22 protein-coding genes, 1 tRNA gene and 1 pseudogene are annotated in these 25,601 nt (G+C 71.8%); 15 read left to right on the plus strand and 9 right to left on the minus strand.

Going from position 1 to position 25,601, the window contains the following annotated elements:
- Entirely contained in the window at positions 1-1,491 is a 1,491-nt protein-coding gene (locus ACQP17_RS15085) for a sensor histidine kinase (protein ID WP_433856772.1), read from the minus strand.
- A gap of 366 nt (positions 1,492-1,857) precedes the next feature.
- On the opposite strand from ACQP17_RS15085, the gene ACQP17_RS15090 reads away from it, so the two are divergent.
- The 6 genes from ACQP17_RS15090 to ACQP17_RS15115 all read left to right on the plus strand — a co-directional run bounded on the left by ACQP17_RS15090 (position 1,858) and on the right by ACQP17_RS15115 (position 6,681).
- Positions 1,858-1,929: transfer RNA gene (locus ACQP17_RS15090), tRNA-Gln, on the plus strand.
- Between the two features lie 132 nt (positions 1,930-2,061).
- The gene (gene glmU / locus ACQP17_RS15095; protein WP_433856773.1) at positions 2,062-3,516 is read left to right on the plus strand and encodes a bifunctional UDP-N-acetylglucosamine diphosphorylase/glucosamine-1-phosphate N-acetyltransferase GlmU; all 1,455 of its coding nucleotides are present in this window, start codon (positions 2,062-2,064) and stop codon (positions 3,514-3,516) included.
- Positions 3,517-3,589: 73 nt separating this feature from the next.
- Positions 3,590-4,564 carry a ribose-phosphate diphosphokinase gene (locus tag ACQP17_RS15100; protein ID WP_364884088.1) on the plus strand — a complete coding sequence of 325 codons (975 nt, stop codon included), beginning with the start codon at positions 3,590-3,592 and terminating at the stop codon, positions 4,562-4,564.
- A gap of 191 nt (positions 4,565-4,755) precedes the next feature.
- Positions 4,756-5,349 (plus strand): 50S ribosomal protein L25/general stress protein Ctc, encoded by a 594-nt coding sequence (locus ACQP17_RS15105; RefSeq protein ID WP_433856774.1) that lies wholly within the window; start codon positions 4,756-4,758, stop codon positions 5,347-5,349.
- 140 nt (positions 5,350-5,489) lie between these two features.
- Entirely contained in the window at positions 5,490-6,077 is a 588-nt protein-coding gene (gene pth / locus ACQP17_RS15110; protein ID WP_433856775.1) for an aminoacyl-tRNA hydrolase, read from the plus strand.
- Between the two features lie 79 nt (positions 6,078-6,156).
- Positions 6,157-6,681: a hypothetical protein gene (locus ACQP17_RS15115; RefSeq protein ID WP_433856776.1), complete on the plus strand. Its 525-nt coding sequence runs from the start codon at positions 6,157-6,159 to the stop codon at positions 6,679-6,681.
- A gap of 69 nt (positions 6,682-6,750) precedes the next feature.
- On the opposite strand, the gene ppc is transcribed toward ACQP17_RS15115, so the two are convergent.
- Positions 6,751-9,513, minus strand: a complete 2,763-nt coding sequence (ppc, locus tag ACQP17_RS15120; protein ID WP_433856777.1) for a phosphoenolpyruvate carboxylase — start codon at positions 9,511-9,513, stop codon at positions 6,751-6,753.
- Positions 9,514-9,812: 299 nt separating this feature from the next.
- On the opposite strand from ppc, the gene ACQP17_RS15125 reads away from it, so the two are divergent.
- Positions 9,813-10,817 (plus strand): acyl-CoA desaturase, encoded by a 1,005-nt coding sequence (locus tag ACQP17_RS15125; protein ID WP_433856778.1) that lies wholly within the window; start codon positions 9,813-9,815, stop codon positions 10,815-10,817.
- Positions 10,818-10,839: 22 nt separating this feature from the next.
- On the plus strand, positions 10,840-11,526 hold the full coding sequence (locus tag ACQP17_RS15130) for a TetR family transcriptional regulator (RefSeq protein WP_433856779.1): 687 nt from the start codon (positions 10,840-10,842) through the stop codon (positions 11,524-11,526).
- A gap of 3 nt (positions 11,527-11,529) precedes the next feature.
- Here the strand turns inward: ACQP17_RS15130 and ACQP17_RS15135 are convergent.
- Positions 11,530-11,930, minus strand: a pseudogene (locus ACQP17_RS15135) (VOC family protein).
- A 36-nt stretch (positions 11,931-11,966) separates the two neighbouring features.
- Entirely contained in the window at positions 11,967-12,791 is an 825-nt protein-coding gene (locus ACQP17_RS15140) for a trans-aconitate 2-methyltransferase (protein WP_433856780.1), read from the minus strand.
- A gap of 164 nt (positions 12,792-12,955) precedes the next feature.
- On the opposite strand from ACQP17_RS15140, the gene ACQP17_RS15145 reads away from it, so the two are divergent.
- The 3 genes from ACQP17_RS15145 to ACQP17_RS15155 all read left to right on the plus strand — a co-directional run bounded on the left by ACQP17_RS15145 (position 12,956) and on the right by ACQP17_RS15155 (position 16,644).
- Entirely contained in the window at positions 12,956-13,453 is a 498-nt protein-coding gene (locus tag ACQP17_RS15145) for a MarR family winged helix-turn-helix transcriptional regulator (RefSeq protein WP_329150420.1), read from the plus strand.
- Positions 13,454-13,791: 338 nt separating this feature from the next.
- On the plus strand, positions 13,792-14,586 hold the full coding sequence (locus ACQP17_RS15150; RefSeq protein WP_433856781.1) for an SDR family NAD(P)-dependent oxidoreductase: 795 nt from the start codon (positions 13,792-13,794) through the stop codon (positions 14,584-14,586).
- A 51-nt stretch (positions 14,587-14,637) separates the two neighbouring features.
- Positions 14,638-16,644: a beta-galactosidase gene (locus tag ACQP17_RS15155; RefSeq protein WP_433856782.1), complete on the plus strand. Its 2,007-nt coding sequence runs from the start codon at positions 14,638-14,640 to the stop codon at positions 16,642-16,644.
- Between the two features lie 64 nt (positions 16,645-16,708).
- Here ACQP17_RS15155 and ACQP17_RS15160 read toward each other — a convergent pair whose 3' ends face one another.
- From ACQP17_RS15160 to galT, 4 genes are all read right to left on the minus strand, one after another.
- Positions 16,709-17,476 carry a response regulator transcription factor gene (locus ACQP17_RS15160; protein ID WP_249634079.1) on the minus strand — a complete coding sequence of 256 codons (768 nt, stop codon included), beginning with the start codon at positions 17,474-17,476 and terminating at the stop codon, positions 16,709-16,711.
- 269 nt (positions 17,477-17,745) lie between these two features.
- The gene (gene galK, locus ACQP17_RS15165; protein WP_433856783.1) at positions 17,746-18,990 is read right to left on the minus strand and encodes a galactokinase; all 1,245 of its coding nucleotides are present in this window, start codon (positions 18,988-18,990) and stop codon (positions 17,746-17,748) included.
- Positions 18,990-19,964, minus strand: coding sequence for a UDP-glucose 4-epimerase GalE (galE, locus tag ACQP17_RS15170; protein WP_433856784.1), 975 nt, complete (start codon positions 19,962-19,964; stop codon positions 18,990-18,992). Before galE ends, galK begins: the two co-directional genes overlap by 1 nt.
- Entirely contained in the window at positions 19,961-21,025 is a 1,065-nt protein-coding gene (gene galT, locus ACQP17_RS15175; RefSeq protein ID WP_433856785.1) for a galactose-1-phosphate uridylyltransferase, read from the minus strand. Before galT ends, galE begins: the two co-directional genes overlap by 4 nt.
- A 249-nt stretch (positions 21,026-21,274) precedes the next feature.
- On the opposite strand from galT, the gene ACQP17_RS15180 reads away from it, so the two are divergent.
- Both ACQP17_RS15180 and ACQP17_RS15185 read left to right on the plus strand, forming a co-directional pair.
- A complete protein-coding gene (locus tag ACQP17_RS15180) occupies positions 21,275-22,945 on the plus strand; it encodes a sodium:solute symporter family protein (protein ID WP_433856786.1) in 1,671 nt (556 codons plus the stop codon).
- Between the two features lie 30 nt (positions 22,946-22,975).
- Complete coding sequence (locus ACQP17_RS15185; RefSeq protein ID WP_433856787.1) at positions 22,976-23,284, plus strand: hypothetical protein; 309 nt, start codon at positions 22,976-22,978, stop codon at positions 23,282-23,284.
- Positions 23,285-23,354: 70 nt separating this feature from the next.
- Here ACQP17_RS15185 and ACQP17_RS15190 read toward each other — a convergent pair whose 3' ends face one another.
- On the minus strand, positions 23,355-24,083 hold the full coding sequence (locus ACQP17_RS15190) for a response regulator transcription factor (RefSeq protein WP_433856788.1): 729 nt from the start codon (positions 24,081-24,083) through the stop codon (positions 23,355-23,357).
- Positions 24,084-24,552: 469 nt separating this feature from the next.
- Between ACQP17_RS15190 and ACQP17_RS15195 the strand changes: the two genes are divergently transcribed.
- Entirely contained in the window at positions 24,553-24,984 is a 432-nt protein-coding gene (locus ACQP17_RS15195; RefSeq protein WP_433856789.1) for an SseB family protein, read from the plus strand.
- Positions 24,981-25,586: a hypothetical protein gene (locus tag ACQP17_RS15200; RefSeq protein WP_433856790.1), complete on the plus strand. Its 606-nt coding sequence runs from the start codon at positions 24,981-24,983 to the stop codon at positions 25,584-25,586. Before ACQP17_RS15195 ends, ACQP17_RS15200 begins: the two co-directional genes overlap by 4 nt.
- The last annotated feature ends 15 nt before the right edge of the window (positions 25,587-25,601 follow it).

Below are 25,601 nucleotides of genomic sequence, written 5' to 3' on the forward strand. Positions count from 1 at the left end.
TCAGGCGGCCTGCACCGCGGAGACCGGCAACACCGCCGACACCCGGAAGCCGCCGGTCTCGGTCGGGCCGGAGACGAAGACGCCGCCCAGCGCGGTCACCCGCTCCCGCATCCCCACCAGGCCGTTGCCGCCGCTCGGCAGCCCGGCACCGGCCGCGCCGCTCTCGCCGGGGCCGTTCTCCACCTGGACCGCGAGTTCGCCGTCCCGGTGCGCCAGCCGCACCCGCGCCTGCGCGCCCGGCGCGTGCTTGTGCACATTGGTGAGCGCTTCCTGGACCACGCGGTAGACGGTCCGCTCCACCCGCGCCGCGTAGCGGCACCCGGCCTCGGCCGCCGCCTGCCCGGCGTCCTCGTCGATCGTCAGCTCGACCGTCATCCCGGCCGCCCGGGACTGCCCCACCAGGTCCGCCAGTTCCGCGAGCTGCGGCCCCTCGGCCGCCGCCTCGCCGGCCCGCTGCTCCGGTACGGGTGCCCCGGCGGCCGCCACACCCACGGGCCCCGGCTCGTCGGCGCCCCCGGCCGGCCGCCCGGACGGCCCGGCCGGCCGCTCCCGCTCCGTCGCCTGTGCCCCCGCCCGGGAGGCCACCGCCGCCAGCCGCTCGGGCACGGCCGGCGCCGGGGCGCTCCGCACCGCCGGCCCCTCGGCCGTCCGCAGCACCCCGAGCATCTCCCGCAGCTCGGTCAGCGCCTGGCGGCCCATGTCGCCGACCAGCCCCGCGTTCCGCGACGCCTTCTCCGGATCCTTCAGCGCCACCGCCTGCAGCGCGGCCGCGTGCACCACCATCAGGCTCACCCGGTGGGCGACCACGTCGTGCATCTCGCGCGCGATGCGGGTGCGCTCCTCGTTACGGGCCCACTCGGCGCGCTCCTCGGCCCGGTCGGCCAGCAGCGACAGCTCCCGCTCCAGGCCGTCCGCCCGCTCCCGCAGGCTCTCCACCAGCCGCCGCCGGGCCCCGATGTACAGGCCCCACAGCACCGGCGGCGCGGTCAGCAACAGCCCCACCGCGACCGAGGTCACCGGCGCGAACCACAGCGGCGGGCGGAATTCCCGCTGCCCGGCCATGCCCTGCTGCACGTTGAGGTACGACGTCACCCACGACCCCGCCACCGACATCCCGGCCAGCAGCGTGATGATCCGGCGCGGCAGGTCCGACGCGGCGAGCGTGTACAGCCCCACCAGGCCCAGGATGACGCCCATCTCCGCGGGCATCACCGCGATCGACACCAGCACCACCGCGACCGGCCACCGCCGGCGCACCAGCAGCACCGAGCCCGCCAGCAGGCCGAGCAACAGCCCGAGCAGCTCGGGCAGCTGTGCCTCGTCGGCGAACTTCGCCCCCTCGATCAGGCACTCCAGGGCGGACGCCGCCGCCAGAAACACATCCAGTACGGCGCTTCGCCGCCGGGCCCACCACCACGGCCCGTCCACCGGACCGTTCACCGGCGCACCCCGCGCGCCCACGCCTTCGTCACTTGCCCCCGTCGCGGTCATACCGCCCAGCCTACGGGCGCCCGCACCGGATCCCCCTAGGAGTTGCGCAGCCCATTACCAGGCCTTATCCCCGGATTTCCCTCGAACTATAAATTCACTCGCATTACCGGCATCCCGCCGCACCCGCCCCGTACACTCGCGCGCTTCCCTCCGCCCCCGCACGCCTGCACGCCCGTCCGGACGCGTGCCGCACGCGGCGGCGCCGGCGCGCGATCACCGCCGCCGCGCGATCCGGTCCGCGGTGCGGCGGCGGCAACGGCCGCATCACACGGAGCCGTACCGTCGCATCAACGGCTGGTGGTACGGCATAGTGTGGGTGGCCGAGCGGCCGTACCGGCGCACTGTCCGGGGCGGTTCGCCCTACCATCCCCTGTGGTGTAATTGGCAGCACTGAGGCTTTTGGTGCCTTATGTCCGGGTTCGAGTCCTGGCAGGGGAGCAGACGCACCACAGGCATATTTCCGGGTCCTGACCACCACGTCAGGACCCGCACGCGTTTCGGCTGCAATACGCACCGGTATCCTTCGGGTGACCACCACCCGAAGTAGCCAAGAAGCCGAAGGGCATCCCCGTGAGCGCCAACCGCCCGGCAGCCGTCGTCGTTCTCGCAGCGGGTGAGGGCACCCGCATGAAGTCGGCGACCCCCAAGGTCCTGCACGCCCTCTGCGGCCGCTCCCTCGTGGGACATGTCGTCGCCGCCTCCCGTGAGCTGGACCCCGAGCACCTCGTCGTGGTCGTCGGCCACGCCCGTGAGCAGGTGCGGGCCCATCTCGCCGAGACCGACCCCGCCGTGCGCACCGCGGTGCAGCACGAACAGAAGGGCACCGGCCACGCGGTCCGCACGGCCCTGGAGGAGCTGAGCCAGAGCGGTGTCGCCCTCGACGGCACCGTGATCGTGGTCTGCGGCGACACCCCGCTGCTGACCGGCGCGACCCTGGAGCGGCTCGGCGCCACCCACGCCGCGGACGGCAACGCCGTCACGGTCCTGTCCGCCGAGGTCCCCGACGCCACCGGCTACGGCCGCATCGTGCGCGAGGCGGGCGGCGCGGTCACGGCGATCGTCGAGCACAAGGACGCCACCGACACCCAGCGCGCCATCCGGGAGATCAACTCCGGGGTCTTCGCCTTCGACGCCCGGCTGCTCGTGGACGCCCTGGGCAAGGTGCGCACGGACAACAGCCAGGGCGAGGAGTACCTCACCGACGTGCTGGGGATCGTGCGCGAGGCCGGGCACCGCGTGGGGGCCGCGGTGGCGGCCGACCACCGCGAGATCCTCGGGATCAACAACCGCGTCCAGCTCGCCCAGGCGCGTGCGCTGCTGAACGAGCGGCTGCTGGAGCGGGCGATGCTGGCCGGCGTGACCGTGGTGGACCCGGCGTCGACCCTGATCGACGTGTCGGTGACCTTCGAGCCGGACGCGACGGTGCACCCGGGGACCCAGCTGCTGGGCACCACGCACCTCGCCACCGGCGCCGAGGTGGGTCCGCAGTCGCGGCTGACGGACACCGCGGTGGGCGCGGGCGCGGTGGCCTCGTTCACGGTCGCGGAGGGCGCGCGGATCGGCGCGGGCGCGCATGTCGGCCCCTACGCATATCTGCGGCCGGGTACGGATCTCGGTCCGAAGGCGAAGGCCGGCACCTACGTGGAGATGAAGAACGCCACCATCGGCGAAGGCACGAAGGTGCCGCATCTCTCCTATGTGGGAGACGCCACGATCGGTGAGTTCACCAATATCGGAGCGGCGAGCGTCTTTGTGAACTACGACGGTGAGGCGAAGCACCACACCACGGTCGGGTCACATTGCAAGACGGGCTCGGACAACATGTTTGTGGCTCCGGTCACGATCGGGGACGGCGCTTATACGGCGGCCGGCTCGGTCATCACCAAGGATGTGCCCCCGGGTTCGCTGGCGGTCGCGCGAGGCCAGCAGCGGAATATCGAGGGCTGGGTCGCGCGCAAGCGGCCCGGAAGCGCCGCCGCGCAGGCGGCTTCGGCCGCTCGCCAGGAATCCGAGGGCGAGCGGTGACCGTGCAAGAGGTGCGCCGTGCGGGGCTTACCTTTGTTGAGCGCACGCAAACTGTGATTCGAGGAGATTTGCTGTGACCGGGATCAAGACGACCGGCGAGAAGAAGCTGATGCTCTTCTCCGGCCGCGCCCACCCCGAGCTTGCCGAGGAGGTCGCGCACCAGCTGGGTGTGGGCCTGGTCCCGACCAAGGCATTCGACTTCGCCAATGGCGAGATCTATGTCCGCTATCAGGAGTCGGCGCGTGGCGCGGACTGCTTCTTGATTCAGAGCCACACGGCTCCGATCAATAAGTGGATCATGGAACAGCTGATCATGATTGATGCGCTGAAGCGGGCCTCGGCCCGGAGCATCACCGTGGTCGTGCCGTTCTACGGCTATGCGCGCCAGGACAAGAAGCACCGTGGCCGTGAGCCGATCTCGGCGCGGCTCATCGCGGATCTGATGAAGACCGCGGGCGCCGACCGCGTGGTGACCGTGGATCTGCACACGGACCAGATCATGGGCTTCTTCGACGGCCCGGTGGACCACCTCTTCGCGCTGCCGGTCCTCGCGGACTACGTGGGCGCCAAGGTGGACCGCGACAAGCTCACGGTGGTCTCCCCCGACGCCGGCCGGGTGCGGGTCGCCGACCGCTGGTGCGACCGCCTCGGCGCCCCGCTGGCGATCGTGCACAAGCGGCGCGACAAGGACGTGGCGAACCAGGTCACCGTGCACGAGGTCGTCGGCGACGTGAAGGACCGGGTCTGCGTCCTGGTCGACGACATGATCGACACCGGTGGCACGATCTGCGCCGCCGCCGACGCGCTGTTCGCGAACGGCGCCTCGGACGTGATCGTGACCGCGACGCACGGCGTGCTGTCCGGCCCGGCCGCGGACCGGCTGAAGAACTCGAAGGTCAGCGAGTTCATCTTCACCAACACCCTGCCGACCCCGTCGGAGCTGGAGCTGGACAAGATCACGGTGCTGTCGATGGCTCCGACGATCGCCCGGGCGCTGCGCGAGGTGTTCGAGGACGGCTCGGTGACGAGCCTCTTCGAGGAGCAGTGAGCGGACCGGTGCGCTAGCGCACACTGATCGACTTTGGGGCGGCCTCCCGGCCGGGTAGACTCATCGAGTTGCTCGGCGAGGGAGGCCGCCCTGTGTGGTGGCTGTCCGTTATCGACGCGCTCTTCGTAGCAGGTCTGTCGTTGGGCCGGGTGACGCCCACCAGATGTTTCTGAGTTACGAGGAGTGCCGTTATGGCTGAGGTCAAGCTCACCGCCCAGGTCCGTACCGACTTCGGTAAGGGTGCCGCCCGTCGCGCCCGCCGCGCCGACCTGGTGCCGGCCGTCGTCTACGGCCACGGCGCGGAGCCGCAGCACGTGGCGATCCACAACCACGCACTGATGATGGCCCTGAAGACGCCGAACGCCCTGCTCCGCCTGGAGTTCGACGGCAAGTCCGAGCTGGTCATCCCCAAGGCCGTGCAGCGTGAGGCCATCCGCCAGTTCCTCGTCCACGTGGACTTCCTCGCCGTGAAGAAGGGCGAGAAGGTCTCCGTCGAGATCCCGATCCACGTCGAGGGCGACCTCGCCCCGGGCCAGCTCGTGCTGGAGCACGTCCTGAACACCCTGCCCGTCGAGGCCGAGGCCACCCACATCCCGGAGTCGGTGACCATCTCCGTCGAGGGCCTGGACGCGGGCGCCTCGGTGCTGGCCAAGGACATCACCCTGCCGTCCGGCTCCTCGCTGGCCGTCGAGGACGACGCCGTCGTGGTGCAGGTCATCGCCGCCCAGGCCGAGGCGCCGGCCGAGGAGGCCGCCGAGGGTGAGGGCGAGGCCGCCGAGGCCTGAGTCTCTTCCGCTGGGTAGATTTCTCAGCGAGTCGTCCAACCGCCGCCGCGCGCCTTTGGGTGCGGGGTGGCGGTTGGGCTGTTTCATGGGCAATTGCGGTCGTTGGCCGGCGGCGGTCGGCGGGATGTGGGAGTGACGGAATGTCGGACGCGGATCCGTGGCTGGTCGTGGGGCTGGGTAATCCGGGCCCGGAGTACGCCGGAAATCGCCACAACGTGGGCTTCATGGTGGCGGATTTGCTGGCCCAGCGGATGGGGGGCCGTTTCAAGGCGCACAAGGCGCGGGCCCAGGTGGTGGAGGGCCGCTGCGGTGCGCCGGGGCCGGCAAGCCGGCGGGTGGTGGTGGCCAAGCCGTCCTCGTACATGAATGTATCGGGCGGGCCGACCACCGCTCTCCGGGATTTCTACAAGGTGCCCCTCGCCCACATCATTGCCATTCACGATGAGTTGGATATCGATTACGGCGCGCTGCGGCTGAAGCTGGGCGGCGGCGACAACGGCCACAACGGTCTGAAGTCGATCACGAAATCCCTGGGTGCCGACTACCACCGGATCCGGTTCGGGATCGGGCGTCCGCCGGGCCGTATGCAGGTGGCGGATTTCGTGCTGAAGGACTTCTCCTCGGCCGAACGGCGCGAACTGGATTACTTCGTGGACCGCGCCGCGGACGCGGTCGAGGCGCTGATCCTGGACGGTCTGGAACGGGCACAGAGCACCTACAGCTCCTGAACGGGACAGCGCGGGTCGAGGGCCCACGAACCGTCGCCGGAGGTTGACGGGCGCTGAAGCATGGCCAAGGATCGCCGCCATGCCCCGAAGCAGTACGCGCCCCCGTCCGGTCAGACGCAGTCGTACCCGCCGGGCCGGTGAGAGTGCTTACGGCGCGCTGCTCGTCGCCAGGATCGCCGTGATGGGGCTGCTGGCCGCGCTGTTGCTGGTGGCGGGGGTGTGGACGTCCTGGCACACCGCGCAGTACGCGATGCTCGTCAAGGCGCGGGAGCGCGGGCTGATGACGGTGTCGGCGTGCACGGGTGAGCGGTGCACGGGACCGTACGTGCCGACGGGCGGCGACGGCCGGCGGCGGCCGAAGGTGACGATCGCGCAGGCGGCCGCGCCCGACGAGGGCGAGCGGGTCGAGGTGGTGGTCGAGCCGGGGACGACGCACGCGGTGCGGGCCGGGACGGCCGGGATCCTGCACGCGTGGGTGCCGTTCGCGGGGGCACTGCTGCTGGCGGCGCTGGTGGTGGCCGGCGGGATGCGGATGCGGCGTACCGCGTGGGTGATGGGGCTGCTGGGGGCGGTGTTGCTGGGCGCGGCCTTCGCGGCGATGTAGGGCACAACGGCGCGGCGGCCCGTCCCCTCCGGTGAGGGGGCGGGCCGCCGCGCTGTTGCCGGGCGCCGGTCAGCCGGTGTTGCGCAGGCCGGCCGCGACACCGTTGACGGTGAGCAGCAGGGCCCGGGCGAGGACCGGGTCCGGCTCCTCGCCGCGCTCGGCGGCGGTCCGCTGGCGGTGCAGCAGCGAGACCTGGAGGTAGGAGATCGGGTCGAGGTAGGCGTCGCGGATGTGGAAGGTCTGCTGGAGCACCTCGTTGGAGTCGAGCAGCTTCTTCTCACCGGTGACGCGCAGGACCTCGGCGACGGTCAGCTCGTGCTCGGCCTTGATGTGGTCGAAGACGTGCTTGAGGTTCTCCGGGACGAGGGTGTCCACGTAGTGCTGGGCGATCCGCAGGTCCGTCTTGGCCAGCGTCATGGTGACGTTGGCCAGGAAGTTGCGGAAGAAGTGCCAGTGCTCGTGCATCTCGTCCAGCACGCTGTCGAGTCCGGCCTCGCGGGCGGCCTTGAGGCCGGTACCCACGCCGTACCAGCCCGGGACGATCTGGCGGGACTGGGTCCAGCCGAAGACCCACGGGATGGCCCGCAGTCCGTCGAGGCCGGCGCCGGAGTCGGGGCGGCGGGACGGGCGCGAGCCGAGGTGCAGCTCGGCGAGCTGGTCGACGGGGGTGGCCGCGAAGAAGTACGCGGGCAGGTCGGGGTCCTCCACCAGGCGGCGGTAGGAGCCGTGGGCGGCCTCGGAGACCGTCTCCATGGCCGCGTCCCAGCGCGCCAGCGCCTCGTCGGACTGCCGGGGGGCGGTGTGCAGGGCGGAGGCCTGGAGGGTGGCCGCGACGGTCAGCTCCAGGTTCTCCCGGGCCAGCGACGGCACCAGGTACTTGTCGGAGATGACCTCGCCCTGCTCGGTGACCTTGATCTCGCCCTCGAGGGTGCCGTAGGGCTGGGCGAGGATCGCGTCGTGGGAGGGGCCGCCGCCGCGGCCGACCGTGCCGCCGCGGCCGTGGAAGAGGCGCAGCCGCACGCCGTGGCGGTGGGCGACGTCGCGGAGCAGGCGCTGGGCGCGGTGGATCTCCCACTGGGAGGTGGTGATGCCGCCGAACTTGGAGGAGTCGGAGTAGCCGAGCATGACCTCCTGGACGTCGCCGCGCAGGGCGACCAGGCGCCGGTAGGAGGGGTCGGCGAGCATCTCTTCGAGCAGCTGGTCGGCGATCTTCAGCTCGTCGGTGGTCTCCAGCAGCGGCACGATGCCGATCTTGGCCCAGCCGGCGTGCAGATCGATCAGACCGGCCTCACGGGCGAGGACGGCGGCCGCGAACACGTCGTCGGAGCCGGCGCACATGGAGATGATGTAGGACTCGACGACCTCGGGGCCGAAGGTGTCCTTGGCCTTGCCGATGGTGCGGAAGACACCGAGGGTCTTGGCGGCGGCCTCGTCGAGCGGGGCGGGGGTGGGGGCCAGCGGGCGGCGCGAGCGCAGCTCCTTGGCGAGGAGCTTGCGGCGGTAGTCGCGCGGCATGTCCACATAGCGCCAGGACTCCTCGCCGAGGCGGTCGAAGAGCTGGCCCAGGGCGTGGTGGTGGGCGTCGGCGTGCTCGCGGACGTCCATCGTGGCGAGCTGCAGACCGAACGCGGCGAGGGTGCGCAGGGTGCGCTCCAGGCCGCCGTCGGCGACCAGACCGCCGCGGTGCTCGCGCAGCGAGGTCTGGATCAGGGCGAGGTCGTCGAGGAGCTCCGCGGTGCCGAGGTAGTCGCGGCCGGGCACGTGCGGGGTGTCGCCGGCCAGCCGCTCGCGGGTGTTGACGAGCTTCTGCCGGATGCAGGTGGCCTTGAGGCGGTAGGGCTCTTCGCTGTTCAGCCGCTTGTAGCGGGGGCTGATCTCGGGCAGCACGTCGAGGTCGCGCTGGAGGGACGCCAGCAGCTCCTCGGTGGCCCCGCAGTTGCGGATGGAGTTGGACAGCGCGCCGCGCAGCTCGTCGACGTGCTCCAGGGCGTCGGTGATGCCGTGCTCGTGCTGCAGGAGCAGGACGTCCCAGGTCACCTGCGGGGTGACGTTGGGGTTGCCGTCGCGGTCGCCGCCGATCCAGGTGCCGAAGGTGAGCGGGCGGGTGCCGGCGGGCAGCTCGGTGCCGGCCCGCTCCAGCTCGGCGGCGAGGTCCTCCAGGACGTCGCCGACGGCGCCGCGGCCCAGCTCGTCGAGGTAGTAGATCGCGTTGCGGGCCTCGTCGGTGGGCTCCGGGCGGGCGACGCGCAGCTCGTCGGTCTGCCAGATGAGGTCGATGTTCTCGGCCAGGCGCAGGTCGGCGCGGCGGCGCTCGGAATCGGGGCTGTCCAGCAGCTCGGCGACCTTGCGGAGCTTGGTCAGGACGGAGCGACGGGCGGCCTCGGTGGGGTGCGCCGTGAAGACGGGGCGCACGTTGAGGTTGCGGGCGGTGTCCCGCAGGTGCTCGGGGTCGGCGTCCTTCAGCATGTCGGCGGTGCGGGCCAGGATGCTGCCCTCGGCGGAGCGCCGGGCGGCCAGCTCGCGGCCGCGGTGCACCTGCTCGGTGACGTTCGCGAGGTGGAAGTAGGTGGAAAAGGCCCGCACCAGCTTGGCGGCGGTGGCCAGATCCGTGTCGCCCAGGAGCCGGGCAGCGGCTTCGCCGTCCTCGCGCGTCAGGGCGCGTACCCGCTCGACGAGGTCGAGCAGCTCGGACCCCTCCTGGCGGACGAGGGTTTCCCCGAGGAGGTCGCCGAGGCGGCGGATGTCGGCACGCAGAGCGACGTTGTCGCTCGGGCCGGCGTCCAGGCTCTCGGCGATCGCGGTCTCGGCCGGGGTGTGGTCGGCACTGCTCACAGGTGCGCTCCTTGCAGCGATCAGGGACGTCGCGCCGCGGCTCTGGCATGAGGGTGGCGGGCGACGGATGGGCTGGTCTGATGCGGGCGGGTGCGGACCGCGCTGTCCGACGTCCCCAGGATAGGTCTGCCCAGTGTCCGGGAATCACACCGTCCGCTTGGTGGGCATCTGCTGCGGCGCCGGGAGGTGTGGCGCCTGTCACGGCCTTGCCCGTGTCGGCGTCACTGCCATACTTACGAAACCGTAGGTTACGGTCCCGTAGCCGTAGCCGTGCCCCCGAGCCCCCGACGAGGGACACCATGACCGCTGGTCCTGAAGCCGTAGAAGACCCCCCGATTCCTGCCGATTCCCCCGCCGCCGGCAGCGCTCAGCCGTCCGCGACGCTGGGCGGTGAGCAACGCAGATCGATCGAGCAGATCGCCCTGCTGTTCTTCATCGTCGTCCCGTTCGTGGCGCTGGTGGCCGCCGTGCCGCTGGCCTGGGGCTGGGGCGTGAGCTGGCTGGACCTGGCGCTGATGACGGCGATGTATTACATCGGCTGCCACGGCATCACGATCGGCTACCACCGCTACTTCACCCACGGCGCCTTCAAGGCGAAGCGCCCGCTGCGGATCGCGCTGGCGATCATGGGGTCGGTGGCAGTGGAGGGGCCGGTGGTGCGCTGGGTGGCCGACCACCGCAAGCACCACAAGTTCTCCGACGCCGAGGGCGACCCGCACTCCCCGTGGCGCTTCGGTGAGACGGTGCCCGCCCTGATGAAGGGGCTGTGGTGGGCGCACATCGCCTGGATGTTCGACGAGGAGCAGACCTCGCAGCAGAAGTACGCACCGGACCTGGTCAAGGACGAGGCGATCCGCTCGATCTCCCGCCAGTTCATCCTGTGGACCACGGTCTCCCTGCTGATCCCGCCGCTGGTGGGCGGCCTGGCCACCTGGTCCTGGCAGGGTGCGCTGAGCGCGTTCTTCTGGGGTTCCCTCGTCCGGGTCGCGCTGCTGCATCACGTCACGTGGTCGATCAACTCCATCTGCCACGCCGTCGGCAAGCGCCCCTTCAAGTCCCGTGACCGCTCCGGCAACGTCTGGTGGCTGGCCGTCCTGTCCTGCGGCGAGTCCTGGCACAACCTGCACCACGCCGACCCGACCTGCGCCCGGCACGGCGTCCTGAAGGGGCAGCTGGATTCCAGCGCCCGGATCATCCGCTGGTTCGAGAAGGCGGGCTGGGCCTACGACGTCCGCTGGCCGGACGCGTCCCGGCTGGAGGCCCGCCGCACGCCGGTGGCTGCCGGGGGTACCACCCGGCGGTAACCGGGGAAGGCATGATTGACGGGTGGCGATCGACGACAGCAGCGCGAGCAACAGCAAGGCCAAGCCGTCCCCGGCTCCGGGGACCCGGCGGGCCCGCAGGGTCAGGATGACCGGTGCGGAGCGCCGGGAGCAGCTGCTGGACATCGGTCGCACGCTCTTTGCCGAGCGGGGCTACGAGGGCACGTCGGTGGAGGAGATCGCGGCCAAGGCCGGGGTCTCCAAGCCGGTGGTCTACGAGCACTTCGGCGGCAAGGAGGGCCTGTACGCGGTGGTCGTGGACCGCGAGATGCGCCAGCTGCTGGACATGGTGACCGGCGCGCTGACCGCCGGCCACCCCCGCGAGCTCCTCGAACAGGCGGCATTCGCGCTGCTCGACTACATCGAGACCTTCACCGACGGTTTCCGCATCCTGGTCCGCGATTCCCCCGTGGCCCAGTCGACCGGCACCTTCGCCTCCCTGATCAGCGATATCGCCACCCAGGTGGAGGACATCCTGGGCCTGGAGTTCAAGGCCCGCGGCTTCGACCCGAAGCTGGCCCCCCTCTACGCCCAGGCCCTGGTCGGCATGGTCGCCCTGACCGGCCAGTGGTGGGTCGACACCCGCAAACCGAAGAAGGCCGAGGTCGCCGCCCACCTCGTCAACCTCGCCTGGCACGGCCTGGGCAACCTGGAGGCCCGCCCCCGCCTGATAGGGCACCGCAAGAACTGAGGCTCAGTCCTGCGGCTCCAGGAATTCCAGCCGGTTGCCGACCGGGTCCAGGGAGTGGAAGCGGCGGTGGCCGGGGAGGCCGGAGTCCCAGGTGACGGGGGCGCCGGCGGTGGTCAGGCGGGCGGCGAGGGCGTCGATGTCGTGGACGCGGAGGCCGGGGTGGGCCTTGGGCGCGGGCCGGAAGTCCGGCTCGATGCCGAGATGGAGCCGGGCCCTACCGGCCTCGAACCATCCCCCAAGCTCTCGGCTTCGCTCGAGCAGGGGGGACCCCCATCCCCCCGAGCTGCCAGCCCCGCCGGCTTGGGGACCTCGGTCATGCCGAGGAGGTCCGCGTAGTAGGCGCGCAGGGCGTCTTCGGTGCCGGGGGGCGCGGCGAGCTGGAGGTGGTCGAGGCCGGTGATCACGGGCGGCTCCTCACGGGTGGGGAAGCGCGTCGGGCGTCAGCCGTCCGCCGGCTTGCGAGCCACGGCGAAGATGCGGCGGAAGGGGAAGACGGTGCCGTGGGCGCCGGTGGGGTAGGCCTTGCGCAGCGCGTCGCGGTACTCGGCGAGGAAGGCCTCGCGGGTCTGCGGATCGTTCTCCAGCGCGGTCAGCACGGGGCGCAGGGCGGTGCCCTTGACCCAGTCGAGGACCGGGTCCTCGCCCTCCAGGAGCTGGACGTAGGTGGTCTCCCACACGTCGGTGGCGCAGCCGAGGTCGGCGAGGCGCTCCAGGTAGTCGGCCGGTTCGAGGATGTGGACGTAGCGGCGGCCGTGGGTGGTGAGCCGCTCGCGCCACTGCGGGGCGTCGCACAGCTCGCCCAGGAGGGCGTGGCTGGGCGAGGTGAAGTTGCCGGGGACCTGGAAGGCGAAGACGCCGCCGGGGGTGAGGGCGTCGATCCAGCGGGCGAAGGAGTCGGGGTGGTTGGGGACCCACTGCAGTGCCGCGTTGGACACGATCAGGTCGTAGGTCTCCTCGGGCGCCCAGTCGGCGGCGTCGGCGGGGGCGAAGTCGAGGTGGCCGCCGCCCGGGGTGGGGCCGGCGTGCGTCTCGGCCTCCTTGAGCATCTCCGGGGAGTTGTCGTAGCCGGTGATGTGCGCGTCGGGCCAGCGGGAGGCGAGCAGCGAGGTGACGTTTCCGGGACCGCAGCCGAGGTCGGCGATGCGGGCGGGCCGGCCGGGCCGGGGCAGGTCCGATATCCGGGCGAGGAGGTCGAGGAAGGGACGGGTACGGTGCCCGGAGTGGCGGAGGTATTGCTGCGGATCCCAGGTTGGTGCGTCGTGCATGGTCGAAACCCCTTCGCTGGTGCAGGGCAGGCACAAGGCTGGCACGGGCTGGTTCGGGCCGACTCGGCTGGAAACCGGGCCCCCGCCGACGATGCCCATCGTCCAACGAAATATATCTCGACGTCAAGAGACTTCATGTCGACAGACCCTCTACACTGATCGTCATGGAGGACGAGGTCGACCGACTGGTCGCAGCATGGCGCCGCGAGCGCCCGGACCTCGACGTGGAGCCGCTTGAGGTCCTCAGCCGCGTCTCCAGGCTGGCCAGACACCTCGACCGGGCTCGCCGGATCGCCTTTTCCGAGGTCGGCCTGGAGCCCTGGGAATTCGACGTGCTCACCGCGCTGCGGCGCGCCGGGGCGCCCTATCAGCTCTCCCCCGGCGCACTGTTGACGCAGACCCTGGTCACCTCGGGGACGATGACCAACCGCATCGACCGGCTCGCCAAGAAGGACCTGGTCGAGCGGCTGCCCGACCCCAGCGACCGGCGCGGAGTGCTGGTCAGGCTGACCGCGGCGGGCCGCGACAAGGCCGACCGGTCCCTGGCCGGACTGCTGATCCAGGAGCGCGCCATCCTCGCCGAGCTCTCCCGTGACCAGCGTGGCGAACTGGCCGGGCTGCTACGGCGGCTGACCGGCCCGTTCGACAACATCCCGGGGTAGCGGGGCGGTTCACCCGGCGGCGCTCCCGGACGCTTCCGACCCGTTCCGGACCCGTGGCCGGCTTCCCCCCTCCCCTCACGTGGCCGGATTCTTTCGCGGACGGGTGGGAGGCGACCACTCCCGGCCAGGCAACCGGCCGGGCCGGCAGACGCAGCCGACCGCACCGGGGAGCCGCCCGGCGGACATCCGCGGAGGCCGACGGATACCGGCGTGCGACCCGATGTCACACACATACCTGACGAAGCGTCAAGAGCTGTTGTGCGCCCCTTGATTCCGTATGCGCCCCCTCGCGCCGCGTCCCCTTGCCCGCCGCTCGACTCGTGGGCTTTGATCGCGCCATGAGCCAGCAGCGCGCACCGCACTCGTCGAACGGGCCGTACGGCAGGCGGTTCGAGGGCCGTACGGTCCTGGTGACCGGCGCCGCCACCGGGATCGGGGCGGCCACCGCCGACCGGCTGGCGGCCGAGGGCGCGGGCGTCCTGCTGCTGGACATCGACGACGCCCGCGGCGAGCGCACCGCGCGCCGCATCCGGGCGGCCGGCGGCCAGGCCTCGTACGAGCACTGCGACGTAGCGGACGAGGACGACTGGCGGCGGGCCGTCGAGGCGGCCCGGCGGCGCTACGGGCCGGTGAACGGGCTGGTCAGCAACGCCTTTCTGCCGTATGTGGCGACCGTCGGCGACACCCCGCTCCCCGAATGGGACCGGCAGCTCGCGGTCAACCTCACCGGCTCGTTCCTCGGGGTGCGCGCCGCCCTGGAGGACTTGCGGGCGCACGACGGCTCGGTGGTGCTGACCTCGTCCGTCCATGCGCTGATCGGACTCCCGGGGCGGCCCGCGTACGCGGCGGCCAAGGCGGGGCTGACCGGGCTCGGGCGGCAGCTGGCCGTCGAGTACGGGCCCGGGATGCGGGTCAACTGCGTGCTGCCGGGTCCCGTGCTGACGGCGGCCTGGGACGGCATCGACGAGGAGGACCGCCAGGCCAGCGCCGCGCAGACGGCGGCCCGGCGGCTGGGCCGGCCGGAGGAGGTCGCCGCCGCCATCACCTTCCTGCTCTCCCCCGAGGCCTCCTTCGTCACCGGTGCGAGCCTCGTCGTCGACGGCGGCTGGAGCGTCTACAAGAACTCTTCGTGAACCGGGCGGCGGGGCCGCGCGCCCCGCCCGAGCTTCGACGCAGGAGGTCCGATGGGCATCCGTTTCGGCGGCGACTACAACCCCGAGCAGTGGCCCGAGGAGGTGTGGGCCGAGGACGTGACGCTGATGCGGGCGGCCCACGTCACCATGGTCACCGCCGGGATCTTCTCCTGGGCCAGGGTCGAACCCCGGCCCGGCGCCTGGGACTTCGGCTGGTTCGACCGCGTCATGGACGGCCTTGCGGGCGCCGGGATCGCCGTCTGCCTGGCGACCATGACCGCCTCACCACCGCCCTGGCTCTCCCGCGCGCACCCCGAGATCCTGCCCGAGGACGCCGACGGCCGGCGCCGCTGGCCCGGCGCCCGGCAGCACTACTGCCCCTCCAGCCCCGTCTACCGCGCCCACGCCGTCCGCCTCGTCGAGCAGCTCGCCACCCGTTACGCCGGCCATCCGGCGCTCGCCCTGTGGCATGTCGGCAACGAATACGGCTGCCACACCCGGCAGTGCTACTGCGAGGTGTCGGCCGACGACTTCCGGCGCTGGCTGCGCGCACGCTACGGCGATATCGGCGCGCTCAACGCCGCCTGGTCCACGGCCTTCTGGTCGCAGGCCTACGGCGACTTCGACGAGGTGCTGCCGCCCCGCACCGCCCCCACCTTCCCCAACCCCGCCCAGCAGCTGGACTACTGGCGCTTCGGCGACGAGGCGCTGCGCGCCTGCTACCTGGCCGAGAAGGAGGTCCTGCGGCGCGTGACGCCCGGGGTGCCGGTCACCACCAACTTGATGCCGCAGCACAAGCCCGTCGACGCCTTCGCCTGGGCGGCGCACCTGGACACCGTGGCGCTGGACTTCTACCAGGACCCATATGTGCCCGACGACCACATCCGGGCGGGCTATGTCTTCGACCTGATGCGCGCGGCGCGCGGCGGGCAGCCCTGGATGCTGCTGGAACAGGCGCCCGGCGCGGTCAACTGGCGCCCCCGCAACGGACCCAAGCCGCCCGGCGCGATGCGGCTGTGGAGCTGGCAGGCGGTCGCGCAGGGGGCGGACGCGGTGCTGTTCTTCCAGTGGCGGCAGTCGCTGGGCGGAGCGGAGAAGTTCCACTCGGCGATGCTGCCGCACGGCGGCACCGACACCCGGATCTTCCGCGAAGTGGCGGCGCTGGGCGCGGAGTTCGCCTCCTTGCCGGACCTCGCGGGCACCCGGTCCCGGGCCGAGGTGGCGCTGCTGGCGGACTGGCCCAGCTGGTGGGCGCTGGAGCTGGACTCCAAGCCGTCGACCGCGCTGGACCACTCCCGTATCGCGCTGGATCACTACCGGCCGCTCTTCGAGGCGGGGGTGGCCTGCGACGTGGTGCCGCCGCAGCGCGAGCTGTCCGGCTACCGGCTGGTCGTGGCCCCCAACCTGTATCTGCTCACCGCGTCCGACGCCCGGCGGCTGGCCGCGTACGTACGGGCCGGCGGGCGGCTGCTGGTGTCGTTCTTCTCCGGGATCGTCGACGAGCACGACCGGGTGCATCCGGGCGGGTATCCGGGGCCGCTGCGGGAGGTGCTGGGGCTGCGGGTGGAGGAGTTCTGGCCGCTGGACGCGGGCCGGTCGGTGACCGTCGGGGACGGTGCCTTCACGGGGCGGGCGGACCTGTGGTCGGAGGCCCTCGTCCTCGAAGGGGCCGCGGCGGTGGCCCGTTTCACGGACGGCGACCTCGCCGGCCGGCCCGCGGTGACCCGGCACGCCTACGGGCGGGGCACGGCCTGGTACGTCGGCACCCGGCTCGACGCGGCCCTGATGCGGGCCCTGCTCGACGACGTCCGTGCGGCGGCCGGCGTGGCACCCGTGCTGCCGGGCCTGCCGGAGGGCGTCCAGGCCACCGTTCGCGAGGGCCCCGGGGGCCGCCATGTCTTCCTGCTCAACCACGGGTCGCGGCCCGTCGAGGTCGAGCTGCCGGCGCCGATGCGCGACGTGCTCGCGGCGGCGGGCGGGACCGGGTCCGGGGCGGGGGCCGTCGGCCGGATCACGCTGGACGCACGGGGAGTGGCCGTCCTGGCCGACGCCCCCTAGAACGGGTCCGTGGTCCCGCCGGTGGCGTGCGCCGGCCCGGTGCGCTCCCGCGGGCCCCGGCCGCTCACGGCACCGGCACCGAGGCCGCGGCCTCCAACTCGACCGGGCCGACGCCGGCCCGGCGGGCCAGTGCCACCGCGGCGAGGGTGGAGTGCACCCCGAGCTTGCCGAGCACGTTCTGCATATGGGTGCGGACCGTGTGCGGGGAGAGGAACAGCCGCTCGGCGACCGCCTTGCGGCCCAGGCCCGCCACCATGCAGCGCAGCACCTCGCGCTCGCGCGGGGTCAGCGACTCCACCAGCCGCTCGCTCTCCGAGCGGTGCTTGCGGGCGGCCGTCAGCTCCCGCAGCACCCCCGTCAGCAGCGCGGGCGGCAGATGCGTCTCGTCCCGCAGGACGCCGCGGATCACCGCCAGCAGCCGCGAGAGCGAACAGTCCTTGGCGACCCAGCCGGAGGCGCCGGCCTGGAGGGCGGCGGCCGCGCGGCGCGGGTCGTCGCGGTCGGCCAGGACGACGGTGCGCAGATACGGATGGCTGGTGCGCAGGCCGGAGACCAGCGCGATGCCGTCCCGCGGGCAGGCGCGCGGCACGCTCTCGCGCAGCGGCGCCGGCGACTGCGGCGGCACCGCGAGCAGCGGCGCGGTGAGGTCGGCGTCGGCGAGCAGCACGTCGAAGCGGCGGCCTTCGGTGGCCGCCCGGTCCAGATTGCGCAGCGCCGCGGGGGCGCTGCCCGCGGCCGCGACGTCCACGTCCTGCTCCGCGGCGAGCGCGGCCGCCAGGGATTCGGCGAAGATGCGGTGGTCGTCGACCACCAGAACCCGGATGCGTTGCACAGAGACCCCCTGTCCCGGTGAACGGACCATAGCGGGCACGACACCCGGGTTGAAGATCGCCTCAGCCGCACGGCCGCCGCCGCGCCGACTTGCCACCCCACCCCGGGCGTCGCACCCGAACGGTCTCGCCCCCTGATCGGCACCGGCCCCCACCGGTGCAGGATCTCAGCGTACGGACGGGGTGCGGCGAGGGAAGGTGATTGACGAAACTGCTTGCCCCGCCGGGCCGTTCGCCGGACACCGGACGACCGCGCGCCGCCGGGCGCGCCCTACCCGATGCGGTGCGCCCCCGCGCTGGGGACGGCCTCGAAGATCCGCGGCACGGCATGGCCGCCCGCCGCGAACGCCTCGGTGACGGCCGCGCCGACGCCCGCCGCGTCCGCCTCCTCCACCAGGACGATCGCCGAGCCGCCGAAGCCGCCGCCGGTCATCCGGGCACCGAGGGCGCCCGCCTCCAGCGCGCTGTCGACGGCGAGGTCGAGTTCGCGGCAGGAGATCGCGAAGTCGTCGCAGAGCGAGGCGTGACCGGCCGTCAGCAGGGGGCCGATGGCCCGGGTGCGGCCGGCGTCGAGGTGGGCGACGACCTCTTCGACGCGGTGGTTCTCGGTGACGATGTGCCGGACGAGGGCCTGGACGGCGGGGTCGCCGGACAGCTCGGCGAGGGCCTCGGACAGATGCGCGTACTCCACCTCGCGCAGGGCCCGCACCCCGAGCGCCCGCGCGCCACGCTCACAGCCGGCGCGCCGCTCGGCGTACGCGCCGTCCCCCAGCTCGTGCTGGACCCGGGTGTCCACCACCAGCAGCCGCAGCCCCTCGTGCGCCAGGTCGAACGGGATCTGCCGCCGGGTGAGATCACGGGTGTCCAGGAACAGGGCGTGGCCCTCGGTGCAGCAGGCCGCCGCGGTCTGGTCCATGATTCCGCAGGGCACGCCGACGAAGGCGTTCTCGGCCCGCTGGGCGAGCCGCGCCAGCTCCTGCGGCCGCTGCCCCAGCGCGTGGAGGTCGTTGAGGGCGAGCGCGGTGGCGACCTCCAGGGCGGCGGAGGAGGAGAGTCCGGCTCCGGTCGGCACCGTGCTCTCGAAGTGCAGATCCGCACCGCCCACGGGCAGCCCGGCCTCCCGCATCGCCCAGACGACGCCCGCCGGATACGCGGCCCAGCCCCCGCTGCGCTGCACCCCGTCCCGGCTGCGCTCCAGCGCCTCGGACGCCGGGCCGGGCGCCGGGCGCAGCTCGTCGGCGCGCAGCTCGACGATGCCGCCGCCGGCGCCGCCGGAGTGCAGCCGCAGCACCCCGTCGGTGCGGGCCGAGGCGGCGGCGATGGTGGTGTGCGGCAGGGCCAGCGGCATCACGAAGCCGTCGTTGTAATCGGTGTGTTCACCGATCAGGTTGACCCGGCCGGGCGCGGCCCACAGGCCGGTGGGCGCGGTGCCGTACACGGCGGCGAACCGCTCCGCCGTGTGCCGGGCGCGGTCGGCGTGCCCGGTGGCCGGGGTGACGGCTCCGTGCGCGGTCATCAGGACTCCTTCGTCCGTTCGAGGTGCTGCGCGAACTGCCAGGCGTCGGCGACGATCCCGGCGAGGTCGGTGCGGCTGGGCCGCCAGCCGAGGCGGTCGACGGCCCGCTGCGCGGAGGCGACCAGCACGGCGGGGTCGCCGGCGCGGCGCGGGGCGGCGATCTCCGGGATGCGGTGGCCGGTGACCTTGCGGACGGTCTCGATGACCTCGCGGACGGAGAAACCGTTGCCGTTGCCGAGGTTGCAGATCAGGTGCTCGCCGGCCCGGGCCGCGTCCAGGGCGAGGAGGTGGGCCTCGGCGAGGTCGGCGACGTGGATGTAGTCGCGTACGCAGGTGCCGTCGGGGGTGGGGTAGTCCGCGCCGTAGACGGAGATCGCCTCGCGCTTGCCCTGGGCGACCTGGAGGACGAGCGGGATGAGGTGCGACTCGGGGTCGTGGCGCTCGCCGCAGCTGCCGTAGGCGCCGGCGACGTTGAAGTAGCGCAGCGAGACGGCGGCCAGGCCGTGGGCGGCGGCCTCCCCGCTGATCATGTGGTCGACGGCGAGCTTGCTGGCGCCGTAGGGGCTGGTGGGGGCGGTCTCGGCGGACTCGGTGAGCGGGGTGGACCTCGGCTCGCCGTAGGTGGCCGCCGTGGAGGAGAACACGAGGGTGCGCACCCCGGCGTCGCGCATGGCAGCGAGCAGGTCCATGGTGCCGCCGACGTTGTTGCGCCAGTACTTCTCGGGGTCGGCCACGGACTCGCCGACCTGGGAGAAGGCGGCGAAGTGCAGCACCGCGTCATAGGACGGGTCGAGCCACTTCGCGGCGTCCTGGATGCGGCCCTGGAGGAAATGGGCGCCGGCGGGGATGCCCTCGCGGTGGCCGGTGGACAGGTCGTCCAGCACGGTGACCTCGTGGCCGGCCTGCAGCAGATGTGCCGCGACGACGCTGCCGACGTAACCGGCACCGCCCGTGACCAGGTACTTCTTGCTCACTTGCTCGCTACCTCTCGCAGTCGCTCGGCCGCGGCCTCCGGCGGCACGTCATTGATGAACACGTTCATGCCGGATTCGGAACCCGCGAGAAACTTCAGCTTGCCGGAAGTGCGGCGAATGGTGAAAAGCTCGAGGTGGAGTGCGAAATCGCCACGGTGCTCGGCGCGCGGCGGGGCCTGGTGCCAGGCGGCGATGTACGGCGTGCGGGCGGTGCGCTCCCCCTGGCCGTCCCCCTCGTCGAAGATCCGGTCGAAGCGCCGCAAGACTTCCAGGTAAACCTGTGGGAATTCGGTGCGCGCCGGCTCGTCAAGGGCGAGCAGGTCGGGGACCCGCCGCTTGGGGTAGAGGTGCACCTCGTAGGGCCAGTGGGCGGCGTAGGGCACGAACGCCACCCAGTGCGCGCCGTCCAGGATGACGCGGCGGCCGTCGGCCAGCTCGTCGGCGACCACCTCGTCGAAGAGGTTGCCCCCGCCGGTGGCCGCGCGGTGTGCCGCGAGGGAGTCGAGCATGCGGGCGGTGCGCGGGGTGACGAAGGGATACGCGTAGATCTGGCCGTGCGGATGGCCGAGGGTGACGCCGATCTCCGCGCCGCGGTTCTCGAAGCAGAAGACCTGTTCCACGCCCGGGAGTTGGGACAGTTCGGCGGTGCGGTCGGTCCAGGCCTCCAGGACCAGGGCGGCCTGCGCTTCGGTGAGGTCGGCGAAGGAGGCGTCGTGGTCGGAGGTGAAGCAGACCACCTCGCAGCGGCCGCGGTCTCCGGCGAGCGAGGGGAAGCGGTTCTCGAACACGGCGACGTCGTAGTCCGGGGCGGGGATCTCGGAGTGCCGGCCCTCCCGGGAGGGACACAGCGGGCACTCGTCGGCCGGCGGGTGGTAGGTGCGGGCCTGCCGGTGCGAGGCGATGGCGACCCGGTCGCCGAGCAGCCGGTCGTGGCGGATCTCGGCGGCGGTGGCGACGGGGTCGAGGGGGCGGGGGTCCGGCTCGTCGCGTACGGCGTCGTCGCGCAGGTCGTAGTAGATGAGCTCCCGGCCGTCCGCGAGCCGGGTCGTCGTCTTCTTCACGGGAGCTCCTCAGCCACGCCGACCAAACACAAACAAACACAATGAAGCACAACTAAACAGAGGCGTCAACGCCGGACCCGAGGGCGGACATTCCAGACAAACTGTCTGGCCCGATCACGAATCAACAACTGAAACAAACATAAGTGTTCAGTTTCTCAAGGAGCGAGCGTAGCTTTTTGTGCGTTCAGCTCGCGCACACCGCTCTGTCTCCTGGGGGACGCCCCCCGGACCCCCGAAAAGAGTGCCCTCATGATCACGCTGGCCGAAGGGCTACGGCTCCCCACCAACGGGCTCGACTACACCATCCTGGCCATCTACTTCGCGGTCGTCCTCGGCATCGGTTTCGCCGCCAGGCGCAGTGTGAGGACGAGCCTGGACTTCTTCCTCTCCGGGCGGTCACTGCCCGCCTGGGTCACCGGCCTCGCCTTCGTCGCCGCCAACCTCGGCGCCACCGAGATCCTGGGAATGGCCGCCAACGGCGCGCAGTACGGCGCCTACACCGTCCACTGGTACTGGATCGGCGCCATCCCGGCGATGGTCTTCCTCGGCCTGGTGATGATGCCGTTCTACTACGGCTCCAAGGTCCGCTCGGTGCCGGAGTTCCTGCTGCACCGCTTCGGCCCGTCCTCGCACCTGCTGTCGTCGGTGATCTTCGCCGTCTCCTCGGTCCTGATCGCGGGCGTCAACCTCTACGCCATGGCGATCGTGCTGCAGGCGCTGCTCGGCTGGCCGCAGTGGCTCGCGATCGTGATCGCCGGACTGTTCGTCCTGGCGTACATCACCATCGGCGGCCTGTCCTCGGCGATCTACAACGAGGTGCTCCAGTTCTTCGTCATCCTGGCCGCGCTGATCCCGCTGACCGTCGTCGGCCTCAAGCGCGTCGGCGGCTGGGACGGGCTGACCCACTCGCTCACCTCCTCGCACGGTGACGCCTTCCTGACCGCCTGGAAGGGCACCGGCATCGGCGAGTCCAACCCGCTCGGCGCCAACTGGCTCACCATCGTGCTGGGCCTGGGCTTCGTGATGAGCTTCGGCTACTGGACCACCAACTTCGCCGAGGTCCAGCGCGCGCTGTCCGCGAAGAACCTCTCCGCCGCCAAGCGCACCCCGCTGATCGCCGCCTTCCCCAAGATCTTCATCCCGCTGGTGGTGGTCGTCCCCGGCCTGATCGCGCTGGTCATGGAGCCGACGCTGGGCAAGACCGACGGCGGGCTGCAGTACAACGACGCGATCCCGGTGCTGATGCGGGACCTGCTGCCCAACGGCGTGCTGGGCATCGCGGTGACCGGGCTGCTCGCCGCCTTCATGGCCGGTATGGCCGCCAACGTCTCGTCGTTCAACACGGTCTTCACCAACGACATCTGGGCCGCGTACCTCAAGAAGGGCCGCGAGGACCGCTACTACCTGGCGACCGGCCGGGTGGTCACCGCCGTCGGCGTGCTGATCGGCATGGGCACCGCCTTCATCGCCTCGTCCTTCAGCAACATCATGAACTACCTCCAGACGCTCTTCTCCTTCTTCAACGTGCCGCTGTTCGTGGTCTTCATCATCGGCATGTTCTGGAAGCGGACCAGCGCCGCGGCCGGCTTCTGGGGTCTGCTCTCCGGCACCGTGGCCGCGATGGTCAACTACTTCTGGTTCTACAAGCAGGGCATCATCTCGATCCCCTCCGACCAGGGCGCCAACTTCGTCTCCTCGATCGTCGCCTTCGTCGTCGGCGCGGTCGTGATGTTCGTGGTCACGCTGGTCACCCGGCCCAAGCCCGCCGCCTCCCTGGCCGGCCTGGTCTACGGCACCCGCTCCCCCGGCATGGAAGAGCTGCCGGCCGAGGGCGACGACGCCTGGTACCGCAAGCCGGCGCTGCTGGGCTGGGGCGCGATCGTCCTGGCCGCCGTCTGCTACATCCCGTTCTCCTTCTGAGCCCGTCCGAACCAGCGGAGTTGACGCACCATGAGTGACTACCAGCACGAGGTCGAGGAGCTGGAGCGCGAATCGGCGACCGCCGCGCGGCTCTTCGACGTCCGGCGCATCATCGGCGGCCTGTTCGTCGTCTACGGCGTGATCGTCACCATCGCCGGCCTGACCGCCTCGGACGCGGATCTCAGAAAGGCCCAGGACATCAACATCAACCTGTGGACGGGCGTGGGCATGCTCGCACTCGGGCTGTTCTTCCTGGTCTGGCTGAAGCTGCGCCCGGCCGTCCCGCCGACTGCCGACGAACTGCGGGCGGCGGCCGAGGAGGGGCCCGCGGAGGGCTGAACACGGCGCCGGTCACCGCGGGGCGCGGTGACCGGCGGTTGCTGCGGCGGGTGGCCGGGGGAGCTGACCGTCACTGCGGCGGCGGTACCGGATCCCCCGGTTCCGTCGCCGTGGCGCGCACGGCGGGCGCCCGGCCGCCCGCCGCCCGGTCCAGCAGCCCGGTACGGGCCGCCAGCGCGGCGGCCTCCAGCCGGGAGCCCACCTCCAGCTTCATCAACACCCGCTGCACATGCGTGCGCGCGGTGCTCGGCGCGATCTCCATCCCCGCCGCGATCAGCCGGGTGTCCTCGCCCTCCGCCACCCGCATCAGCACCTCGACCTCGCGCGGGGTGAGCAGCTCCAGCAGCCGCGCGCCCTCGTCGTCGGGCTGCGCGGCCGGGTGCAGCAACTCCTCGAAGGCCTGCTGCAACAGCTGCGGCGAGACCGCCGACTCCCCCGCCCGCGCCTTCATCATGGCGCGTTCCACGCCCTCGATCCGCTCGTCGTTGCGGACGTACCCCGAGGCCCCGGCCGCGAAGGCGGCGGCGATCCCGCGCGGACTGGGCACCGGCCCCAGCACCACCACCGCGACCTGCGGCCGCTCCTTCTTGATCCGTACGACCGGGTCGAAGGCCCCCGGCCGGGCCGGCGCGGCGGTCCCCAGCAGACACACCTCGGGCGCCCGGCTCACCACCAGCTCCGCGGCCCCCGCACTCGGCGCGGCCGCCGCCAGAACGCGGTGCCCGCGCAGCTTCAACGCCGAGGCGAGCGCCTCCGCGAGCAGACGATGATCGTCGACCACCATGAGCCGCACGCCCATCGGGCAACCCCCTCCCACCACCGGCGGGCCCCTGTGCGACCCCCCGGCCGGGCCGCTCGTCCCCGGGAAGCTACACGCTCGGCTGCGATAGTGCGCCCCCTACCGTGGAGAAGCCCCCGGAATGCTGGAATCCCGGCCAATCTGGGCCGGTTGACGCCGTTTCGGAACGCCTTCGGGGCCCAACTGGGCCCGGCCTTCGGGGATTCGGCGGCGGGGCATCGGGCGGGCTTGCTGCACATCGGGGTCGCCGTCGGGGTGCGGTGCACGAGGTGTGCGGTGCCCGATGGCTGACCGCACGACACCGCCTCCGCCTATCCGACTGCGCCCACCATTCACCTGATTGAAAACAAAAGAAACCACCGGCCGGTTTTCGCGTCATGGCACCCCGGCGCCTTTGTGGGCCCTGTCAGTGCCGTATGCGAAAGTGGGTTCGGCAGCTGAGGAGAAGACGGGGGAGGGCCGATCCACCATGTCATTGGCCGACGAGGTAGCAGCCGCTCAGGCGGGACATCCGAATCCAGCCGCCCTGGTGGGTGAATTGCGCAGGACGTCGGTATGCGTACCGCTTGTCAACGACTCCCTCATGTCGGCCGAGTTGACCGGTATCCGGTGGCTGTACGCCTTCTCCGACGAACAGGAACTGGCCCGCTTCGCGGTGGCCCGGGGCGCCGACGCTGATGCCGAACTCTCTTACGTCCGCACCGTCGGCGCCCGCCTCCTGGATGTCGTCATCCCCGCCGTCGAGGGACCGGCGGGCGTCGTGCTGGACGCGGGCAGTGCGCAGGCGATGGTGTTTCCGCCGGTCAGCGGCATCGTCCCGGACTCCGCGGCGGTCGACCTCGGCGAGCCGGCCGAAGCCGCGAGTGGGCCCGGCATACCCACGGCCGGAGGTGCGGCATGACATCGGCCGAAGGCTACGAACTCGACCCGGCGGCCCTGAAGCAGGTCACCAAGGGCATCCACGACGCGATAGCGGAGCTCAAGGAGCTGGGCTTCGACACCAGCGCCCAACTCGGCCAGGGATTCGACAAGCTGGCGCTCTCCGGGTTGGAGAGCGGCCATGCCGATGTGAGTTCCGTATTGGATTCGTTCTGTGAACGCTGGGGTTGGGGAGTTCGCCTGCTCATCCATGAGGCGAACGAATTCGCGCGCCGTCTCGATCTGTCGGCCGGGCTTTATCACGAGCAGGAGCAGTATGTTTCGACGACGTTGAAGGTCGGGGCGAATGCCTTGCTGATGGGCGACCCGACGAAGACCGAGGAACAGCTGAAGCACCGGACGTGGAAGCAGGTCGGCGAGGACAACGCGGTCACCCAGTTCGATGACGCGGACTGGGACCCCACCTCGGCAAGGTCCCGCAAGGCGTTCCAGGAAGTCGGACAAGCGGCGGAACAGACGGGCCAGGACTTCTCGACGTCCAAGTGGGCGGGCGACACGGACCACAACTGGGCCCTGCGGCCCCTGAAAGCGTCCCCACAGGGCTCAGGTCACGCTGAATCCTGAGCCTTCGCCGCACCG

Origin of the sequence: Streptomyces kronopolitis, assembly GCF_050953795.1 — a bacterium.
Lineage (GTDB): Bacteria > Actinomycetota > Actinomycetes > Streptomycetales > Streptomycetaceae > Streptomyces > Streptomyces kronopolitis_A.

Excerpts from the sequence above, each read along its gene's own strand:
- ACQP17_RS15085 (WP_433856772.1), bottom strand. The coding sequence starts at position 1,491 with ATGACCGCGACGGGGGCAAGTGACGAAGGCGTGGGCGCGCGGGGTGCG.
- ACQP17_RS15105 (WP_433856774.1), top strand. The coding sequence starts at position 4,756 with ATGGCTGAGGTCAAGCTCACCGCCCAGGTCCGTACCGACTTCGGTAAG.
- pth (WP_433856775.1), top strand. The coding sequence starts at position 5,490 with ATGTCGGACGCGGATCCGTGGCTGGTCGTGGGGCTGGGTAATCCGGGC.
- ACQP17_RS15115 (WP_433856776.1), top strand. The coding sequence starts at position 6,157 with ATGCCCCGAAGCAGTACGCGCCCCCGTCCGGTCAGACGCAGTCGTACC.
- ACQP17_RS15125 (WP_433856778.1), top strand. The coding sequence starts at position 9,813 with ATGACCGCTGGTCCTGAAGCCGTAGAAGACCCCCCGATTCCTGCCGAT.
- ACQP17_RS15140 (WP_433856780.1), bottom strand. The coding sequence starts at position 12,791 with ATGCACGACGCACCAACCTGGGATCCGCAGCAATACCTCCGCCACTCC.
- ACQP17_RS15145 (WP_329150420.1), top strand. The coding sequence starts at position 12,956 with ATGGAGGACGAGGTCGACCGACTGGTCGCAGCATGGCGCCGCGAGCGC.
- ACQP17_RS15150 (WP_433856781.1), top strand. The coding sequence starts at position 13,792 with ATGAGCCAGCAGCGCGCACCGCACTCGTCGAACGGGCCGTACGGCAGG.
- ACQP17_RS15155 (WP_433856782.1), top strand. The coding sequence starts at position 14,638 with ATGGGCATCCGTTTCGGCGGCGACTACAACCCCGAGCAGTGGCCCGAG.
- galK (WP_433856783.1), bottom strand. The coding sequence starts at position 18,990 with ATGACCGCGCACGGAGCCGTCACCCCGGCCACCGGGCACGCCGACCGC.
- ACQP17_RS15180 (WP_433856786.1), top strand. The coding sequence starts at position 21,275 with ATGATCACGCTGGCCGAAGGGCTACGGCTCCCCACCAACGGGCTCGAC.
- ACQP17_RS15185 (WP_433856787.1), top strand. The coding sequence starts at position 22,976 with ATGAGTGACTACCAGCACGAGGTCGAGGAGCTGGAGCGCGAATCGGCG.
- ACQP17_RS15190 (WP_433856788.1), bottom strand. The coding sequence starts at position 24,083 with ATGGGCGTGCGGCTCATGGTGGTCGACGATCATCGTCTGCTCGCGGAG.
- ACQP17_RS15195 (WP_433856789.1), top strand. The coding sequence starts at position 24,553 with ATGTCATTGGCCGACGAGGTAGCAGCCGCTCAGGCGGGACATCCGAAT.
- ACQP17_RS15200 (WP_433856790.1), top strand. The coding sequence starts at position 24,981 with ATGACATCGGCCGAAGGCTACGAACTCGACCCGGCGGCCCTGAAGCAG.